A 19,172-nucleotide genomic window follows, 5' to 3' on the forward strand; every position below is an offset into this window, starting at 1 on the left:
CAGCGCCGCTAGGCGGCCTGGCGCTCCATTTGCTCGCTGGCCTCGAGCCAGCGGGCTTCCGCGAGCGCCAGCGCGGCGGCCACTTCCGCCCGCCGCCGGACCAGTTCGCTCATCGGCAAGGACGCAAGCTTCGGGTCCGCTCCCGCCGGGTCGAACATCGCCTTGTCGATGTCGGAACATTGCGCTGCCAGCCGCGCGCTCTCCGCTTCCGCTTCCGCCGCCGCGCGCTTCAAGGATCGCGCATCCTCGCGCGCCCTGGCCTCGGCCTTGCGATCGGGCTTGGCCGCCTTCGGCTTCGCGGGCGCCTTGGGCTGGTTACGCCCCAGCACGAAGTCGATGTAATCGTCGATGCTGCCCGGATAATCGACCGCCGCGCAATTCTCGACCAGCACCAGCCGGTCGGCGGTCAGCTCGACCATGTGCCGGTCGTGGCTAATCAGGATGACCGCGCCGTCATAATCGTTCACCGCCTGCACCAGCGCCTCGCGCGCGTCGACGTCGAGATGGTTGGTCGGTTCGTCGAGGATCAGCAGGTGCGGCGCATCGCGGGTGATCAGCGCCAGCGCCAGCCGCGCCCGCTCGCCGCCGGACAGCTTGTCGGTCTGCGTCGTCGCCTTGTTGCCGGAAAAGCCGAACCGCCCGAGCTGCGCGCGGACCGCGCCCGGGGTCGCGCCCTCCATCGCCCGGGTCATATGCTGCAACGGCGTCTCCGACCCGTGCAGTTCCTCCACCTGATACTGGGTGAAATAGCCGACCCGCATCTTGCCCGAGGCGTTCATGCCGCCCTCCATCGGCGCCAGCTGCGCCGCCAGCAGCCGCGCCAGCGTCGTCTTGCCGTTGCCGTTGCGCCCGAGCAGCGCGATCCGGTCGTCCGGATCGATCCGCAGGTTGAGCTTGCTCAACACCGGGTGCGCCTCCGCATAGCCGACCGCCGCCATCTCCAGCGTGATCAGCGGCGGCTTCAGCTGCGTCGGGCTGGGAAAGGCAAAGCTCAGCATCGGGTCCTCGGCCAGCGCCGCGATCGGCTGCATCTTGGCCAACATCTTGGCCCGCGACTGGGCCTGCTTGGCGGTCGATGCCCGCGCGCTGTTCTTCGCAATATAGTCCTGCAGGCGCGCCCGCTGCGCGTCCTGCGACGCCTTGGCCGCCGCCAGCTGGGCCGCCCGCTCGGCGCGCTGCCGCTCGAAGTCGTCGTAGCCACCCGCGTACAGCGCGATCTTGCCGCCATCGAGGTGCAGGATCGTGTCCACCACATTATTCAACAGGTCGCGCTCGTGGCTGATCACCACCAGCGTCCCGGCATAGCTTTTGAGGAAGCTTTCCAGCCACAGCGTCGCTTCCAGGTCCAGGTGGTTGGACGGCTCGTCAAGCAGCAGGATGTCGGGTTCGGAAAACAACAGCGCCGCAAGCGCGACGCGCATCTTCCATCCGCCCGAATAACTGTCGAGCGGTCGCCCCTGCATCTCCTCGTCGAAGCCGAGGCCGAGCAGGATCCGCGCCGCCCGCGACGGAGCGCTGTAGGCGTCGATCGCAAGCAATCGCTCATGGACATCACCCAACCGATCCATGTCGGTGCAGGTTTCCGTCTCTTCCATCAGCGCCGCCCGCTCGACGTCGGCGGCAAGGACGGTGTCGAAAGGCGTTGCGGTGCCGCTCGGCGCTTCCTGCGCGATGTAGCCGAGGCGGGTGCGCTTGGGCATCTCGATCTCGCCTTCGTCGGGTTCCAGCTGGCCGATCATGACCTTCATCAGGGTCGACTTGCCCGCCCCGTTGCGGCCGATCAGCCCGACCCGGCTGTTGGGCCGGATCGTCGCGGACGCGCGGTCGATGATCGTACGCCCGCCGAGGCGTACCGTGATTCCATTGATGGTCAGCATGGCCGGCCCCTTACGGCCTGATCGTGGCGAACCCAAGGCCGAAGGTTTTGCGAGTTCGAAGTCACGCTCGGCGGCAAGATTGTTTCAATCTCGCGCCCTTTCCGGGCAATGGTGCTGCACCGACCATGGGCGGCCGGGGTCGATCATGGCTTTCGCCGGATACCGTCCTAAATCCCCTTGCCATAAGGCATTATTGGGTTGAACCTCTCGCTCGTTGGCGGTGCTCCGCGACAACGGGGGATGATCGATGCTGAAGACCACCAAGCTAGTGCTTCTTGCCGGTGCCGCGACGCTCGCGTGCCCGGCGCTCGCCCAGGAAAACCAGTCCGTCGCTCAGGAGCCGGCAGCCCAGGCCCAGGCCGAGGCGCCGACCGAACAGACGGTGATCGTCACCGGCACCCGCCGCTCCGATCGGACGGTGGCGGACAGCCCGGTACCGATCGACGTGATCGGGTCGGAAGCAATCGCCAACACCGGCCAGACCGAAACCAACAAAATCCTCAACCAGCTGGTGCCGTCCTTCAATTTCCCGCAGCCCTCGATCGCCGACGGCTCGGATACGTTGCGCCCGGCAACGCTGCGCGGTTTGAGTCCCGATCAGACGCTCGTGCTCATCAACGGCAAGCGCCGCCATGTCTCCGCGCTGCTCAACATCAACGGCACCGTCGGCCGGGGTAGCGCCGCGGTCGACCTCAACCTGATCCCCGGGCTCGCCATCAGTCGGGTCGAAGTGCTGCGCGATGGCGCCGCCGCCCAATATGGCTCGGACGCTATCGCCGGGGTCATTAACATCCAGCTGAAAAGTGCATCGCGCGGGGGCCGGGCGAGCTTCACCTATGGCCAATATTATACCAAGCCCGACGACGTGGACCGGGTCACCGGACTGGTTCTGACGCCCGGTGGACAGCCGCAGCTCGACCCGGCCGATAATCGCTATCTGCTCGCCAGCACGGACGGCGAACGGCGGATCAGCGACGGCACCCAGGCGACGGTCGGAATCAACTTCGGCCTCCCCATCGCCCAATCCGGCTTCGTCAACCTGACGGCGGAGTTCCGCCAGCGCGACGATACCAATCGCGCCGGATATGATTTGCGGCCCAACTTCAATCGTCCGGGCGGCGCGTTCGACCCGCGGGAAGTGACCTTCGACCGGCTCCAGTTCCGGTTCGGCGACCCGCAGTCGCGCGATCTCAACCTGCTGCTCAATGCCGGTTTGGATATCACGCCCGACTGGGAGGCCTATGCCTTTGGCTCCTACGGCAAACGCAAGGCGGAAAGCGCTGCCAACTGGCGCCAGGGTGGCAGCGTCCAGAACCGTGACTTCAGCGTATTGCTCCCCGGACAGGCGCCCAATTCGCTGAATTTCGTTCCGCTGACCGACATCGGCTTCCTTCCGCTCATCAACACCGACCTCAAGGACTATGCGCTGACGTTCGGCGCCCGGGGCCAGATTGCCGGCTGGAATGCCGACTTCTCCGTTGGGCGGGGCCACAACAAATTCGATTACCGGGTGGAGGACACCCTCAACACCTCCTTCGGGCCCGACAGCCAGCGCGACTTCGATGCCGGTGGACTGCGCTATGGCCAGTGGCTGATCAACGCCGATTTCAGCCGTGAATTTGCGATCGGCCTCGCCAAGCCCTTGTCGGTCGCGGTCGGCGCCGAACATCGCCGGGAACGCTTCAAGATCCGTCCCGGCGAGTTCCAGTCCTACGCCATCGGCCCGTTCTTCCGTGCCACCATCACGACCACGGCGGCCGACTGCACCGTGCAGGGAGGCGTGTTCACCGCGTCGGTTGCCGATCCGCTGGTTGGCACTTGCGCCTTCCCCGGCCGGGCCGCGCCGGTCGGTGCGCAGGGCTTCCCTGGCATTCCGGAGGCCAGCCGCACCAACGAGGCCCGCCACAGCTGGTCGGCTTATGCCGAACTCGACACCGACATCGTCGCCGGCCTCACCACCACGCTGGCCGGCCGGTTCGAACGCTATTCCGACTTCGGCTCGACCTGGAACGGCAAATTCGCCGCGCGGTGGGAGCCCATCCAGGGCTATGCCATCCGCGGCTCGGTTTCCAACGGCTTCCGCGCGCCGTCGCTGCACCAGCAATTCTTCACCACCACGTCGACCAACTTCATCAACGGCGTGCCGGTGGACATCGCCACACTGGCGGTGGAGGCGCCGGCGGCCCGGGCGCTCGGCGCGCAGGACCTCAAGCCTGAAAAGTCGATCAACCTCAGCCTTGGCGCGACCGCCAATCCCTTCCGCGGTCTGACGCTGACGGCCGACCTTTATCAGATCGGCATCGACGACCGGATCGTGCTGACCGAAACGCTCGGCACGGGCGGCACTGGCAACACCGCGCCGGTGCAGGCTGCAGTTACCGCGCTGCTGGCGGCCAGTGGCTTCCCCCAGGTCGCCGCGGCCCGCTTCTTCATCAACGGCCTCGACACCACCACCCGGGGTGTCGACCTGGTCGCCGCCTATAATTTCCGCGCCGGAAACCTCGGCCGCTGGACGCTGACCGCGGCCTACAACTACAACAAGACCAAGATCGACAAGCGGCTGGATGCGGTCGGGCCGCTGGCCGAAATTCCGGGCATCGTCCTGTTCGGACGGGTCGAGGGCCTCCGCTTCACCGAAGGCCAGCCGCGCGACAAGATCGTGCTCAGCGCGGACGGCGATCTTGGTCACTTCGGCCTCACCGCGCGCACCACCCGCTACGGCAAGGTGGTCTCGCCGGGCGCCGCCGCGCCGCTCGACGATCCGCTTAGCCTGACCGCCTACGGCCCCGACGACATCTTCCTCGGCCGCAAGTGGATCACGGACCTGGAGCTTCGCTACAACCCGGGCGGCAGCCGGATGGAATTTGCGCTGGGCGCCAACAATCTGTTCGACGTCTATCCCGACCGTTCTCCGTTCGGCCAGCGTCCGGGCTCTTCACCGGCGACCTTCTACCCGGCCAACCAGATCTACATCCCGTATTCGATCTTCTCGCCGTTCGGCTTCAACGGCCGCTACATCTACGGCCGGGCGGCGGTCAGCTTCTAAACCGCGACCGCCCAGCTTCACCGGCACTCGCTCCAAGCTTTGGCAAGGACGCGAGTGCCGGTTGTCCTTTAGCGCCGGGTACGCTTGCTCGTCGTCCCGGTTGGCGACTGTGCACCGGTGGCATCGCCCAGGCTGATCGCGCCGCCGCTCTCGTCCCCCATCAGGCCGCCGCTGGAATCACCCGCACCATAGGTTACCGACGGCGGGCTGCCGATCGACGATGATTCGCTGGGCTCAATGATCGGGCTTCCACCGGTCCCGTCGATCACGGGATCACCCTGTCCCGACGCGCCGGTCCGGGCGCCCGGCTCCCGCCGGCTGGTTCGCCAGTTTTCGAACGCGCTCGAAAACTCATGGCCGTGCTCGCGGCAATATTCGCGATAGTCGTTGTCGAGTTCCTCCAGATGCCGCTCGCGATACTGGCGATAGCTTTCGTCATGTAGGCCATAGCTGCCCTCGTAACCCTCGCGGCCGTGCCGCTGCCGCCACTCGTCGGCCGCGCGCACGGCGCGGGGATCCTCCGCCAACGGCCGGTCGCGGTCGCGGCCGCGGCCGGAATCGTCGTCGCGTTCCACGAAGCTGCGCACCTTCTCCTCGGCCCGGCCCATCAGATTCCCGCGGGCGGCGCCGCGCTCGGGGGCGCCGCCTTGCCCGTCGCCCCACCGGAAATTCTCGTCGCCGACGTTCCCATGCTCGCCATATCCATCGCCGCGATACCCAGACATAAGATCCTCCTCGTCGCTTGAACTTCCGGCCCTGAACGCATGAACCGGCAGGCCCGCCGCACCGCTTGCCGCAGGGCCGGGGTTGATCGGCGCAGCCATTCGGCTATAGGCGCGCTCGTCGCTCGGCTTCGTGCCGGGCGTTCCGTCCGAGACAGCTGGTGGGCTTGCCCTTAATTTCCGGCCTAGACGGGGAAGAGAGATTTACGACCTGCGGTTTCTCGCAGGCCCATGTGCGTTCAATGGCGCACACTCCCAACCCCACGGACACTCGTGCTTCCCTCGGGAAGTCGGTTGAACCTCGGCCTTGGCTCGTGCCTTGGCCGAAAACATTGGAGTTGGCATGGATCGCAATGAAAAAGCGGATCTGGTTGCCGAGCTGAAGCAGGTGTTTTCCGAGACCAGCGTGGTGGTGATCACCCGTAATCTCGGTCTGTCGGTCGCCCAGTCGACCGATCTCCGCCTGCGGATGCGCGACGCCGGGGCGCAGTTCAAGGTTGCGAAGAACCGGCTTGCTCTCATCGCGCTGGACGGCACGCGCTACCAGCCCCTCGGCGAACTGCTGAAGGGCCCAACCGCGCTGGCCACCTCGCCTGACCCGGTCGCAGCCGCCAAGGTTGCGGTCGATTTCGCCAAGACCACGGATCGGTTCGAGATCCTGGGTGGGGCGATGGGCGACACTGTCCTCGACGTCGATGGGATCAAGGCGCTGGCCGAGCTGCCCAGCCTTGATGAGCTTCGTGCGAAGATGATCGGCCTGATTCAGGCTCCGGCATCCAAGATCGCGCGGACCATCAACGAGCCGGGCGCGATGCTGGCACGGGTCTTCGGCGCTTACGCCGCAGCAGACGCTGCCTAAGCGCGCAAAATTATCTCTCTCTTTCTGATCTGGAGTTTTTCAAATGGCTGACATCAACAACATCGTCGACCAGCTGTCGGCGCTCACCGTCCTCGAAGCCGCTGAGCTGGCCAAGGCCCTCGAAGAAAAGTGGGGCGTTTCGGCCGCTGCCGCCGTTGCCGCCGCTCCGGCCGCCGGTGGCGCCGCTGCTCCGGCCGCTGAGGAAAAGACCGAGTTCGACGTGATCCTCACCGGCGACGGTGGCAAGAAGATTAACGTCATCAAGGAAGTCCGAGCCATCACCGGCCTGGGTCTGGGCGAAGCCAAGGCGCTGGTCGAAGGCGCTCCGAAGGCTCTCAAGGAGGGCATCGGCAAGGACGAAGCCGAGAAGATCAAGAAGCAGATCGAGGAAGCCGGCGGCACCGTCGAGCTCAAGTAAGCACTCGGTTTCCTACACTGCAATAGGAAAGGGCGGTCCTTCGGGACCGCCCTTTTTTCTTGCCCTCCGGACCCGCGCCAAGTCAGAGGTCCCTCAATGGCCGACCCTCACCCGTTCGATATTGCCACCCGGTTGGAGCCGGCCGGCGTCAACTTGTTCCGCGCGCGGTCAGATGATGCATACTGGAATATGGTGGGACCGTTCGGCGGCATCGTTGCCGCGCTGATGATGCGGGCTGTGCTCGATCATTCGGAGCGGCGAGGCCAGCCAGTTGCACTCACCGTCAATTTCTGTGCACCCGTCGCGCGCGGCGAGATGCTGATCGAGGCGATGCCCGTGCGGACCGGTGGATCGACGCAGCATTGGTCGATGATCATGAGCCAGGACGGTCAGGTGGTCACCACGGCGACCGCCCTGACAGCGACCAGACCGGACACCTTCGGGCATCTCGCCTCGCTGCCGCCGGACGCGCAACCCCGCGAACAACTGGAGCGATTCCCACCGGTCGGCCCCGGATGGACCGAGCGCTACGACATGCGCTTTGGGCACGGTCCGCTGGAGACGGGGCAGGAGCCTGGTCGGCTTCGATCCGTCCTGTGGATCGCCGACGATCCGCCCCGGTCGCTTGACCATATCAGTCTCACGGCGCTGTGCGACGTCTTCTTCGGACGCATCATCCATCTCAGGCGCCAGATGCTGCCCTTCGGGACGGTCACGCTGACCGTATTCTTCCATGCCACTCAAGACGATCTTGCTGAGCTCGGATGCCAACCATTGCTTGGTGTTGCCGACAGCCGCATCTTCGATCGCGGTTTTCACGATCAGTCGGCCGAGCTGTGGAGCCCCAATGGCCAGCTTCTCGCGACCAGTCACCAACTGGTCTATTACCGCGACCCACGCTGACCCAGCGCTTTGACCGGTTTCGCTTGCCTTGGCCTACCGCGCGCAGGTGCCGATGATCGACGGATTGATGAAAGAACTTGGGCTACACGGCGGCACGCTCCACGGCATGGTCGAGACGGCACCCGCCCTCGATATCGCGGAGCAGGGCGACAGCGACGCCAAGGCTGGAACTGACGGCTCCGACGCGGCACCGGCTAGGACAATAGACAGGGAAGGGGCCTAGCGTTCCCTCGTAGCGTTCTCGGTCCTCATACCGGGAGCGTGCCGGTGGGCGACGTGCCGGCTCGCTTGCCCGCGGTCCAGCCCGCCCAGCCCACTATCGCGCCCATCAGTCCGGCGGCGAGAGCGAGGGCAGCAGTGGGGAGGCTCGCGAAAACCGGATAAACCGACCACCAGGCACGAGTGCCTCCGGGAACCTCGAACAAGGCGCTGGAAAGCAGGACCAGCAACCCGGCGATCGCAAACGGCTTCCCGTTCCGGCCGCTTCGCCAGGCGAGCAGGAAAGCGATCGCGGCGGTCGCGATGTTGCCCCAATGAAACCCCGCGTGAAGCCGCTCGAAGAAATCCGGCATCGACGGGTCGAGGCCCATCGCCAGGGGCGCAAGTCGGCCGAGCATGGGCGGCAACAGGAAGATCGCAGTGGCAAGCAGACAGCTTGAGTGGCGACCGACGTTGTGGCGAAAACGCAGAGCCTGGAAGTAGAACCAGGCGAGCCCACCGATCGCGACGAAGTCGAGCCAGGCAAGACGAGGCGGGTAAAGCTGATAAAAAGGCGACGCGCCTTCCACAAAGCGTTGCGCCATCACGACGAAAATCGCGGCGCCGCCTGCAAGAAACAAGGGAAACAGGACGAAACTGACGAGCCCAGCGGAGCGATGAAAGGCGCGATGTTGGTGGTGAATGGTCCAGCTTTGTGATGCCAGCAGGACCAGCCACAGGGACGCGGTTGCGCCGTGCAGGTGGTAGGACCAGGGACTGGTACCGAAAGCCGACAGATAGTTTGGCCAGAACGCCAGGGCGGCAAGCGGGAAACTGCCCAGAATCCACCAGTGGGCGTGACGAAATGGCATGGCGTTACCCCCGTAAGCTCCGCCGAACTTTACCTTAAACGGAGATTATCCGCAAAATTGCGCCGCGGCTGGGAGGGAATGGGAGATTGGAGGGATTGGCGACTCAGCGCGCCTTCCCTCAAAATTGCCCGTCGGAGCGCGAAACCACGCGCTGATAAATTGATCTCGCGCCCCCTTCCAATTCCTACAGGGCGGCGTATATGGAGTTCATCCAACACATAACGGCTCCGCCGCACGCTTTCGTGCGCCCGGGGCTTTTCCTGTCCTCACCGGGACACGGGCCGAAAACGCGCATCGGCCTGCACGTATGGTGAGGAACTCCCAGGAACCGCGCCGACTTTGATCAGGGCTCGCGGCCATGCCGTGCGTCCGAAGCGCAGGAAGAACCATGGCCACCAAGGCGATCGACGCTCCCAACAACACCTCCTCGGGCCGCTTCACCAAGCAGCGCCGCATCCGCAAGATCTTCGGCAACATCCACGAGATCAGCGACATGCCGAACCTTATCGAGGTTCAGCGGGAGTCGTATGAGCAGTTCCTCCGCTCCGACCCCGCCACCGGTTATGTCTCGGGCCTGGAAAAGACCCTGCGTTCGGTGTTCCCGATCCAGGATTTCGCCGGCACCGCCCATCTCGACTTCGACCATTATGTCCTCGAGGACCCGAAGTTCGACACCGAAGAGTGCCGCCAGCGCGGGCTGACCTATGCCGCGCCGATGCGCGTCACCCTGCGCCTGACCTCGTTCGAGATCGATCCGGATACCGAAGCCAAGTCGGTCATCGATATCAAGGAGCAGGACGTGTACATGGGCGACATGCCGCTCATGACGTGGAACGGCACCTTCATCATCAACGGCACCGAGCGCGTGATCGTGTCGCAGATGCACCGGTCGCCGGGTGTGCTGTTCGACCATGACCGTGGCAAGACCCACGCGTCGGGCAAGTATCTGTTCGCCGCCCGCGTCATTCCGTATCGCGGCAGCTGGCTGGACTTCGAGTTTGACGCCAAGGACATCGTCAACGTCCGCATCGATCGCAAGCGCAAGCTGCCGGTCACCGCGCTGCTGCACGCGCTGGGCCTGACCAGCGAGGACATCCTGGCCGAGTTCTACAATACGGTCGCCTACGTTCGTGGACCGAACGGCTGGCAGATCCCCTACGTCGCCGAACAGTGGCGCGGGCAGAAGCCGCAGTTCGACATTGCCAACGCCGACAGCGGCGAAGTGGTGTTCAAGGCCAACGAAAAGATCACTCCGCGCCGCGCCAACCAGGCCGGTAAGGAAGGCTTGCAGAACCTCATCATCCCGACCGAGGAAATCTTCGGCCGCTTCTCGGCTTTCGACCTCATCAATGAGTCGACCGGCGAAATCTACGTCGAGGCCGGTGACGAGATCACCGCCGAGAACCTCGAAAAGCTCGACAAGGCCGGCGTTGACCGACTCGAGCTGCTCGACATCGATTACGTCAACACCGGTCCCTGGATCCGCAACACGCTCAAGGCCGACAAGGCCGAGGACGGTGACCAGGCCCTGTCCGACATCTACCGCGTCATGCGCCCCGGCGAGCCGCCGACGCGTGAGACGGCGGACGCGCTGTTCTACGGCCTGTTCTTCGACCCGGAGCGCTACGACCTGTCGGCCGTGGGTCGGGTCAAGCTCAACATGCGCCTGGGCCTCGACGTCGAGGACACGGTCACGACGCTCCGCCGCGAGGACATCCTCGCTGTCGTCAAGGAGCTGGTGAACCTCAAGGACGGCAAGGGCGATATCGACGACATCGACAATCTCGCCAACCGCCGGGTCCGCTCGGTCGGCGAGCTGCTGGAAAACCAGTATCGCGTCGGCCTGCTCCGCATGGAGCGCGCGGTGAAGGAGCGGATGAGCTCGGTCGACGTCTCGACCGTCATGCCCAACGACCTCATCAACGCCAAGCCGGCCGTTGCTGCGGTGCGTGAGTTCTTCGGCTCCTCGCAGCTGTCGCAGTTCATGGACCAGACCAACCCGCTGTCGGAAGTGACCCACAAGCGCCGCGTGTCGGCGCTCGGGCCGGGTGGTCTGACCCGTGAGCGTGCGGGCTTCGAAGTCCGCGATGTCCACCCGACCCACTATGGCCGGATCTGCCCGATCGAAACGCCGGAAGGCCCGAACATCGGCCTTATCAACTCGCTCGCCAGCTTCAGCCGGGTCAACAAGTACGGCTTCATCGAGACCCCGTATCGGAAGGTGATCGACGGCAAGGTCACCGACGAGGTCGTCTACCTGTCGGCAATGGAAGAGGCCAAGCATACCATTGCGCAGGCCAACGCCGAGCTGAACGAGGACGGCAGCTTCGCCGAAGAGATCATCTCCTCGCGCCGGGCGGGCGACTTCCTGATCGCTCCGCGCGAACAGATCACGCTGATGGACGTCAGCCCGAAGCAGCTCGTTTCGGTCGCGGCCTCGCTGATCCCGTTCCTGGAGAACGACGACGCGAACCGCGCGCTGATGGGCTCGAACATGCAGCGTCAGGCCGTTCCGCTGATCCAGGCGGACGCTCCGCTGGTCGGCACCGGCATGGAAGAGACGGTCGCGCGCGATTCCGGTGCGGCGATCGGCGCGCGCCGGGCCGGCGTGGTCGATCAGGTCGACGCAACCCGTATCGTCATTCGCGTGACCAGCGAGCTTCGTCCGGGTGAGTCGGGCGTCGACATCTACACTCTGATGAAGTTCCAGCGCTCCAACCAGTCGACGTGCATCAACCAGCGTCCGCTGGTGAAGGTCGGCGACACGGTGGAAGCGGGCGAGATCATCGCCGACGGTCCCTCGACCCAGTTCGGTGAGCTGGCGCTCGGCCGCAACGTGCTCGTCGCGTTCATGCCGTGGAATGGCTACAACTACGAAGACTCGATCCTGATCTCCGAGCGGATCGTGAAGGACGACGTGTTCACCTCGATTCACATCGAGGAGTTCGAGGTCATGGCCCGCGACACCAAGCTTGGGCCGGAGGACATCACCCGGGACATTCCGAACGTCGGCGAGGAAGCCCTGCGCAACCTCGACGAGGCGGGCATCGTCTATATCGGCGCCGAGGTCGAGCCGGGCGACATTCTGGTCGGCAAGATCACGCCCAAGGGCGAAAGCCCGATGACGCCGGAGGAAAAGCTCCTTCGCGCCATCTTCGGCGAAAAGGCCAGCGACGTGCGTGATACCTCGCTCCGCCTGCCGCCGGGCGTCACGGGCACGATCGTGGACGTGCGCGTCTTCAACCGCCACGGCATCGACATCGACGATCGCACCCGCGCCATCCAGACGGAGGAAAAGGACCGCCTGCGCCTCGACGCCGAGTCCGAGCGTTCGATCCTCAACCGTGCGACCTTCGCGCGTCTTAAGGAAATGCTGCTCGGCCAGGTGGCGACCGCTGTGCCCAAGGGCATCAAGAAGGGCGCGACGCTCGACGCCGAGACGCTGGAAGCGGCGGAAAAGCACGACTGGTGGAAGATCGCCGTCAAGGACGACAGCCGCCAGGCCGACATCGAGGCACTGAAGGCACAGTACGACGAAGCTGCGGGTGTCATCACGCGCAAGTTCGAGGACCGCGTCCAGAAGCTGGAAGCCGGCGACGAGCTGCCGCCGGGCGTGCTCAAGATGGTCAAGGTGTTCGTGGCGGTGAAGCGCAAGCTGCAGCCGGGCGACAAGATGGCCGGCCGTCACGGCAACAAGGGCGTCATCTCGCGGATCCTGCCGATCGAGGACATGCCGTTCCTCGAGGACGGGACCCATGCCGACATCGTCCTGAACCCGCTTGGCGTGCCGTCGCGCATGAACGTCGGGCAGATCTTCGAAACGCACCTTGGCTGGGCCGCTCGCGGTCTTGGCAAGCAGATCGGGGAAATGCTGGAGGACATGCATCATCGCGGTGCCGAGTTCGCCGGCAAGGATGCGCAGGCAATGCGCGCCAAGCTGAAGGACATGTATGGCGAGCAATACGCCTCTGCGATCGACGAGCGTGACGACGCGGGTGTGCATGAGTTGGCGCAGAACCTCGTCGGCGGCCTGCCGATGGGCACGCCGGTGTTCGACGGCGCACGTGAGCCGGACGTCGCGTTCATGCTGGAAAAGGCCGGGCTCGACGCGTCGGGCCAGGTCACCCTGTTCGATGGCCGCACCGGCGAGCCGTTCGATCGCAAGGTGACCGTCGGCTACATCTACATGCTGAAGCTGCACCACCTGGTCGACGACAAGATCCACGCGCGTTCGATCGGGCCGTACAGCCTCGTCACCCAGCAGCCGCTGGGCGGTAAGGCGCAGTTCGGGGGCCAGCGCTTCGGCGAAATGGAGGTCTGGGCGCTCCAGGCCTACGGCGCCGCCTACACGTTGCAGGAAATGCTGACGGTGAAGTCCGACGACGTGATCGGCCGGACCAAGGTCTATGAGGCGATCGTCAAGGGCGACGACACGTTCGAGGCCGGCATTCCGGAAAGCTTCAACGTGCTGGTCAAGGAAATGCGGTCGCTGGGCCTCAACGTGGAGCTCGACAGCGTCGACAACCTCGACGACGAGCCGCCCGCCCTGGCTGCCGAATAATCGAGCCGATGCCCCTCTCCACCGGTGGGGAGGGGCAACGCCTGACGAGAGATTTCACCCCAGCCCCTCCGGTGTTGCGAGGGGAGTGAGGACGAGAAAAGATGAACGAGCTGACCAATTTCGCGAACCCGGTGGCCAAGCCGGAGACCTTCGACCAGATCAAGATCGGCATCGCGAGCCCGGACAAGATCCGCAGCTGGTCCTTTGGCGAGATCAAGAAGCCGGAGACGATCAACTACCGCACGTTCAAGCCGGAGCGTGACGGCCTGTTCTGCGCCCGCATCTTCGGTCCGATTAAGGACTACGAATGCCTGTGCGGCAAGTACAAGCGGATGAAGTACAAGGGCATCGTCTGCGAAAAGTGCGGCGTGGAAGTGACCGTGTCGAAGGTCCGCCGTGAGCGCATGGGCCACATCGAGCTGGCCGCGCCCGTCGCCCACATCTGGTTCCTGAAGTCGCTGCCGAGCCGCATCGGCCTTCTGCTCGACATGCAGCTGAAGCAGCTCGAGCGCATCCTGTACTTCGAGAGCTATGTGGTGATCGAGCCGGGTCTGACCCCGCTTGAGAAGTATCAGTTGCTGACCGAAGACGAGCTGCTGAGCGCGCAGGACGAGTATGGCGAGGACGCCTTCTCGGCCGGGATCGGCGCCGAAGCCGTCAAGATCATGCTGATGGATCTCGATCTCGAGGGCGAGCGCAAGGTTCTGCTCGAGGAGCTTGCGGTCACCAAGTCCGAATTGAAGCCCAAGAAGATCATCAAGCGCCTCAAGGTCGTCGAGAGCTTCCTGGAATCCGGTAACCGTCCGGAGTGGATGATCCTGGACGTCGTTCCGGTCATCCCGCCCGAATTGCGCCCCCTCGTGCCGCTGGACGGCGGTCGCTTCGCGACGTCGGATCTCAACGATCTGTATCGTCGCGTCATCAACCGCAACAATCGCCTGAAGCGGCTGATGGAGCTGCGCGCGCCGGACATCATCGTCCGCAACGAAAAGCGCATGCTGCAGGAAGCCGTTGATGCGCTGTTCGACAACGGCCGCCGGGGCCGCACGATTACCGGCGCCAACAAGCGTCCGCTCAAGTCGCTGAGCGACATGCTCAAGGGCAAGCAGGGCCGCTTCCGCCAGAATCTGCTCGGCAAGCGCGTCGACTATTCGGGCCGGTCGGTCATCGTCACTGGTCCGGAGCTCAAGCTTCACCAGTGCGGCCTGCCGAAGAAGATGGCGCTCGAGCTCTTCAAGCCGTTCATCTACTCGCGCCTCGATGCCAAGGGTCTCTCCATGACCCTGAAGCAGGCGAAGAAGTGGGTCGAAAAGGAGCGCAAGGAAGTCTGGGACATCCTCGACGAGGTGATCCGCGAGCATCCCGTGCTTCTGAACCGCGCGCCGACGCTTCACCGTCTGGGCATCCAGGCGTTCGAGCCGGTGCTGATCGAGGGCAAGGCGATCCAGCTTCACCCGCTGGTCTGCGCTGCGTTCAACGCCGACTTCGACGGCGACCAGATGGCCGTGCACGTTCCGCTGAGCCTCGAGGCGCAGCTGGAAGCGCGCGTGCTGATGATGTCCACCAACAACATTCTCAGCCCCGCCAACGGCAAGCCGATCATCGTTCCGTCGCAGGACATGGTGCTTGGTCTCTATTACCTGTCGATGGAGAAGGAGGGTGAGCCCGGCCAGGGCATGCTGCTCGCCGACATGGCGGAAGTGCACCAGGCGATCGCGGCCGGAGCCGTGACCCTGCACTCGAAGATCATCAGCCGGGTCCCGCAGACCGACGAAGCGGGCAAGACCTACATGAAGCGCTTCGAGACCACCCCTGGCCGAATGCTGCTCGGCGAAACTCTTCCGAAGAGCCACAAGGTGCCGTTCGAAACCGTCAACCGGCTGCTGACGAAGAAGGACATCGGCGACGTGATCGACGAAGTCTATCGCCACACGGGCCAGAAGGAGACCGTCCTGTTTGCCGACGGCATCATGGCGCTCGGCTTCCGCCACGCATTCCGTGCCGGCATCAGCTTCGGCAAGGACGACATGGTCATCCCGGCGTCGAAGGAGGACCTCGTCGAGGAAACCCGCGCGCTGGTGAAGGACTATGAGCAGCAGTATCAGGACGGCCTGATCACCCAGCAGGAAAAGTACAACAAGGTGATCGACGCCTGGTCGCGTTGCGGCGACCGCGTGGCGCAGGAGATGATGAAGGAAATCTCCGCCACGCCGAAGGGCGAGGATGGGCGCGAGAAGCCGGTGAATTCCATCTATATGATGGCGCACTCGGGCGCCCGTGGCAGCCAGGCGCAGATCAAGCAGCTCGCCGGCATGCGCGGCCTGATGGCCAAGCCGTCGGGCGAGATCATCGAAACGCCGATCATCTCGAACTTCAAGGAGGGTCTGACCGTCCTTGAATACTTCAACTCGACCCACGGCGCCCGTAAGGGCCTGGCCGACACGGCATTGAAGACGGCGAACTCGGGGTACCTGACGCGCCGGCTGGTCGACGTGTCGCAGGACGCGGTGATCATCGAAGAGGATTGCGGGACCGACCAGGCGCTGGAGATGCGCGCCATTGTCCAGGGCGGCGCGGTGATCGCGTCGCTTTCCGACCGCGTGCTTGGCCGGACCACGGCGGAAGACGTGGTGGACGCCAAGACCGGCGAGACATTGGTCGGCGAGGGCGTGCTGCTCGACGAGCCGATGGTCGCCAAGCTCGAGGCTGCCGGCGTGCAGGGGATCAAGATCCGCTCGCCGCTGGTCTGCGCAAGCCGTCAGGGCGTGTGCGGCAAGTGCTACGGGCGTGATCTTGCCCGCGGTACGCCGGTCAACATCGGGGAGGCAGTCGGTGTCATCGCGGCTCAGTCGATCGGTGAGCCGGGCACTCAGCTGACGATGCGGACGTTCCACATCGGCGGCGCGGCCCAGCTCAACGAGCAGTCGAACCTCGAAGCGCCGGTCGACGGTACCGTCGAACTGCGTGACATGCCGACCATCACCGATCCCCGCGGACGGCACATCTCGCTGTCGCGCTCGGGCGAGATCGCGATCCTCGACATGGACGGGCGCGAGCTGTCCACGCACCGCGTCCCGTACGGTGCGCATCTGTTGTGCGAGAGCGGGCATATCGTCAGCAAGGGCGATCGCATTGCCGAGTGGGATCCCAGCTTCAGCCCGGTGATCACCGAAAAGGCCGGCACGGTGAAGTTCCAGGACCTCATCGAGAATCGGACCATGACCGAGCAGACCGACGAGTCCACGGGCATCGCGCAGCGCGTGGTGACCGAGGACATGGCCAAGTCGAAGAAGGAGGATTTGCGTCCCCGTCTGACTTTGCTTGGCCAGGACGCTGCGGAGGCTGGCGTTTACCGCCTTGCGGCCGGCGCGATCGTCGCGATCGAGGACGGCCAGCAGGTCGAGGCCGGCGAGGTGCTGGCGCGCATGCCGCGGGAAGCCGCGCGTACGCGTGACATCACCGGTGGTCTGCCGCGCGTTGCCGAGTTGTTCGAGGCCCGCACGCCCAAGGACAAGGCGATCATCGCCCGCGTTTCCGGCCGGGTGCAGTTCCTCAAGGACTATAAGGCCAAGCGGAAGATCGCGATCGTTCCGGACGACGGCTCGGATCCGCACGAGGAATTGGTGCCCAAGTCGCGCGTCATCGACGTGCAGGAGGGCGATTATGTGAAGCGCGGCGACAACCTCGTCGGCGGTTCGCCCGATCCCCACGATATCCTGGAGGCGCTGGGTGTCGTCGCACTGGCCGAGTATCTCGTGTCCGAGATTCAGGAGGTCTATCGACTGCAGGGCGTGAAGATCAACGACAAGCACATCGAAGTCATCGTCCGGCAGATGCTGCAAAAGGTCGAGATCACCGACGACGGCGACACCACGCTGTTGAAGGGTGAGCAGGTCGACCGCGAGGAGATGGACGAGATCAACAGCAAGCTTGGCAAGGGGCAGCGTCCCGCGTCGGGCAAGCCGGTGTTGCTGGGCATCACCAAGGCGTCGCTGCAGACCCGCAGCTTCATCTCGGCGGCGTCTTTCCAGGAAACGACGCGCGTCCTCACGGAGGCCTCTGTCCAGGGCAAGATCGACACGCTGAACGGCCTCAAGGAGAATGTGATCGTCGGTCGCCTGATCCCGGCCGGTACGGGTGCCGGAATGAACCGTTTGCGGGTGGCGGCGTCGAGCCGCGACGCTTCGCTGCGCGCCGCTCAGCGCAAGCTGGCCGAAGCGCTGGTCGCGCCGGATTCCGCGGAGGAATTGCGGGCGGCGGAGCTTGCCCGTTCGACCCGTGACGACACCGCTGGGACGGGCGAAGATCCCTTGGCGGATGTCGTGACCAGCGGTCACGGCTCCGACGCCGACGCTGGGGATTACCTGCAAGATTAATGCTATAAACTCCCCCTCCGTGTTGGAGGGGGAGGGTTAGCGACTGGCGATAAAAAAGCCCCGCTGGAGCGAACTCCGGCGGGGCTTTTCGCTTGGCTAGGTGGTGATTTTTAGCAGCGACCACCCTGGATGGTGTTCTCGGTGCAATTGGCAGCGGTGGTGATATCCGCGCCAACACCGCGGACGGTGTTGCATGCGGCAATCGCCATCGAACTGCCAATCAATGCCACCGTCACAATCCTACGAACCATTGGTCATCTCCGTTGCAAAACCGAAATGACCCATGGCCCAGATTACAACTGGTTGTCGACTGCGTTGGCCGCCGAGTTCACGTCTTCCGCAGCACCGCGCACCGTGTTGCAGGCCGCGATCGCCAGCGAACTGCCGATCAGGGCCAGAGTCATTACCTTGCGAAGCATGGTTCGTTCTCCTGTCTAACGGCTGAACAAACGCGGCTTAGACGAGACGGTGCCATAACGAATATTTTTTTCTGCGAGCCGATCAGATCGCCACGGGCGCAGGAATGTGGGGATGGGGCTCGTAGCCGGCCACCTCGAAGTCTTCCAGCTCGTAGCCGAACAGGTCCTGGCCGCGATCCTTGATCTTCAATTGAGGCAAGGGCCTGGGCTCGCGTGACAGCTGCAGCCGTGCCTGTTCAAGATGGTTCGAATAGAGATGGACGTCGCCACCGGTCCATACGAAGCTGCCCGGCTGGAGACCGCATTCGCGCGCGAGCATGTGGGTGAGCAGCGCATAACTCGCGATGTTGAAGGGCACTCCCAGGAAAAAGTCGGCGCTGCGCTGATACAGCTGCAGGTGCAGCCGTCCGGCCGCGACCTGGGTCTGGAACAGGCAGTGGCACGGGGCCAGCGCCATCTGTTCGATTTCTCCCGGGTTCCACGCGGTCACGATTTGCCGCCGGGATGCGGGATCACGCCGAATCAGGTCGACCAGCCCCTTGATCTGGTCGATCTCGCGTCCATCCGCCGTTCGCCAGTGGCGCCATTGCTGGCCGTAGACCGGACCAAGGTCGCCGTGTTCGTCGGCCCATTCGTCCCAGATGCTCACCCTCTGGTCCTGAAGCCAGCGCACGTTCGTGTCGCCGCGCAGAAACCACAGCAGCTCGACGATGATCGACCGGAGGTGCAATTTCTTGGTCGTGACCAGCGGGAACCCATCAGCCAGGCCGAAACGCATCTGGGCGCCGAAGATCGACAGGGTGCCGGTTCCGGTTCGATCCTGCTGCGCCACCCCTTCCTCGAGGATTCGCGCCATCAACTCATGATACTGCTGCATAAGACGGAGCTTAGCCGGGCCGCTCTCCGGACGCGAGAGCGGGA

At 64.5% G+C, this 19,172-nt stretch carries 13 protein-coding genes; 7 read left to right on the forward strand and 6 right to left on the reverse strand.

The features are described 5' to 3' along the window. Window positions 1-8: 8 nt before the first annotated feature. Entirely contained in the window at window positions 9-1,877 is a 1,869-nt protein-coding gene (locus AC4GYS_RS05560) for an ABC-F family ATP-binding cassette domain-containing protein (protein WP_491108098.1), read from the reverse strand. Window positions 1,878-2,124: 247 nt separating this feature from the next. Between AC4GYS_RS05560 and AC4GYS_RS05565 the strand changes: the two genes are divergently transcribed. Further along, window positions 2,125-4,923 carry a TonB-dependent receptor plug domain-containing protein gene (locus AC4GYS_RS05565; protein WP_491108099.1) on the forward strand — a complete coding sequence of 933 codons (2,799 nt, stop codon included), beginning with the start codon at window positions 2,125-2,127 and terminating at the stop codon, window positions 4,921-4,923. Between the two features lie 68 nt (window positions 4,924-4,991). On the opposite strand, the gene AC4GYS_RS05570 is transcribed toward AC4GYS_RS05565, so the two are convergent. Next, window positions 4,992-5,648, reverse strand: a complete 657-nt coding sequence (locus AC4GYS_RS05570) for a hypothetical protein (RefSeq protein WP_491108100.1) — start codon at window positions 5,646-5,648, stop codon at window positions 4,992-4,994. A 340-nt stretch (window positions 5,649-5,988) separates the two neighbouring features. On the opposite strand from AC4GYS_RS05570, the gene rplJ reads away from it, so the two are divergent. The 4 genes from rplJ to AC4GYS_RS05590 all read left to right on the forward strand — a co-directional run bounded on the left by rplJ (window position 5,989) and on the right by AC4GYS_RS05590 (window position 8,048). Then, window positions 5,989-6,504 (forward strand): 50S ribosomal protein L10, encoded by a 516-nt coding sequence (gene rplJ, locus AC4GYS_RS05575; protein ID WP_491108101.1) that lies wholly within the window; start codon window positions 5,989-5,991, stop codon window positions 6,502-6,504. Window positions 6,505-6,547: 43 nt separating this feature from the next. Then, window positions 6,548-6,922: a 50S ribosomal protein L7/L12 gene (gene rplL, locus AC4GYS_RS05580; protein WP_491108102.1), complete on the forward strand. Its 375-nt coding sequence runs from the start codon at window positions 6,548-6,550 to the stop codon at window positions 6,920-6,922. A 96-nt stretch (window positions 6,923-7,018) separates the two neighbouring features. Further along, window positions 7,019-7,825 (forward strand): acyl-CoA thioesterase, encoded by an 807-nt coding sequence (locus AC4GYS_RS05585; RefSeq protein WP_491108103.1) that lies wholly within the window; start codon window positions 7,019-7,021, stop codon window positions 7,823-7,825. Window positions 7,826-7,877: 52 nt separating this feature from the next. Then, entirely contained in the window at window positions 7,878-8,048 is a 171-nt protein-coding gene (locus tag AC4GYS_RS05590) for a hypothetical protein (protein ID WP_491108104.1), read from the forward strand. 25 nt (window positions 8,049-8,073) lie between these two features. Here AC4GYS_RS05590 and AC4GYS_RS05595 read toward each other — a convergent pair whose 3' ends face one another. After that, the gene (locus AC4GYS_RS05595; RefSeq protein WP_491108105.1) at window positions 8,074-8,895 is read right to left on the reverse strand and encodes a hypothetical protein; all 822 of its coding nucleotides are present in this window, start codon (window positions 8,893-8,895) and stop codon (window positions 8,074-8,076) included. Window positions 8,896-9,283: 388 nt separating this feature from the next. Here AC4GYS_RS05595 and rpoB point away from each other — a divergent pair, with 388 nt between their 5' ends. Both rpoB and rpoC read left to right on the forward strand, forming a co-directional pair. Further along, window positions 9,284-13,456, forward strand: a complete 4,173-nt coding sequence (rpoB, locus tag AC4GYS_RS05600) for a DNA-directed RNA polymerase subunit beta (protein WP_491108106.1) — start codon at window positions 9,284-9,286, stop codon at window positions 13,454-13,456. A gap of 101 nt (window positions 13,457-13,557) precedes the next feature. Continuing rightward, on the forward strand, window positions 13,558-17,832 hold the full coding sequence (rpoC, locus tag AC4GYS_RS05605; RefSeq protein WP_491108107.1) for a DNA-directed RNA polymerase subunit beta': 4,275 nt from the start codon (window positions 13,558-13,560) through the stop codon (window positions 17,830-17,832). Window positions 17,833-17,942: 110 nt separating this feature from the next. Here the strand turns inward: rpoC and AC4GYS_RS05610 are convergent, their stop codons facing one another. From AC4GYS_RS05610 to AC4GYS_RS05620, 3 genes are all read right to left on the reverse strand, one after another. Then, a complete protein-coding gene (locus AC4GYS_RS05610) occupies window positions 17,943-18,083 on the reverse strand; it encodes an entericidin A/B family lipoprotein (RefSeq protein WP_491108108.1) in 141 nt (46 codons plus the stop codon). Between the two features lie 42 nt (window positions 18,084-18,125). Continuing rightward, complete coding sequence (locus tag AC4GYS_RS05615) at window positions 18,126-18,251, reverse strand: entericidin A/B family lipoprotein (RefSeq protein ID WP_491108109.1); 126 nt, start codon at window positions 18,249-18,251, stop codon at window positions 18,126-18,128. Window positions 18,252-18,333: 82 nt separating this feature from the next. Further along, the gene (locus AC4GYS_RS05620) at window positions 18,334-19,128 is read right to left on the reverse strand and encodes a thymidylate synthase (RefSeq protein ID WP_491108110.1); all 795 of its coding nucleotides are present in this window, start codon (window positions 19,126-19,128) and stop codon (window positions 18,334-18,336) included. Window positions 19,129-19,172: the final 44 nt, after the last annotated feature.

It is taken from the genome of Sphingomonas sp. SP1 (assembly GCF_058313395.1).